The sequence below is a fragment of the Enterobacter sp. IF2SW-B1 genome, assembly GCF_001743375.1.
GTDB classification, from domain to species: Bacteria; Pseudomonadota; Gammaproteobacteria; order Enterobacterales; family Enterobacteriaceae; genus Enterobacter; species Enterobacter bugandensis.
Genome location: NZ_MJAA01000303.1, coordinates 1 through 402 on the forward strand (window position 1 = coordinate 1; position 402 = coordinate 402).

Below are 402 nucleotides of genomic sequence, written 5' to 3' on the forward strand. Positions count from 1 at the left end.
CCAGCCGTAGGCGAAATTATCCCCGGTCATCGCTTCCGCACAATCTGCCGCAAACAGGCAGCAGTCATGTTCGCCCCATAAAAAAGGCCGCGTTTCAGCGGCCCTTATCACGGCGATTTATCTGGTATGCCCGTCGGGATGGGTCATGCTTACGTCCTGCAGTCTCACGGGGAGACCCCAGTGATGGCTTCTTCGTCATCATCTGTGTGGAGACCTGAGGGGCAATGGTGATTGCCATTGGGATAACGTAGTCTCCATTGGCTGCTGCGGCGCCAGCCGCTACCGACGCGATGAGAGGAATTGCAGCAGGCAACAGCGAACCCTCCAAGTACTCAACGGTTTGACGCGCAGGCAAACCAGACCTGTTTCACCTGGCATCCATACAGCACCGCCGTAAATCAC

General features: G+C 56.7%; 1 pseudogene. It reads right to left on the reverse strand.

The features are described 5' to 3' along the window. Positions 1–111, reverse strand: a pseudogene (locus tag A6013_RS29165) (hypothetical protein); the annotation flags it as partial. Positions 112–402 lie beyond the last annotated feature (291 nt).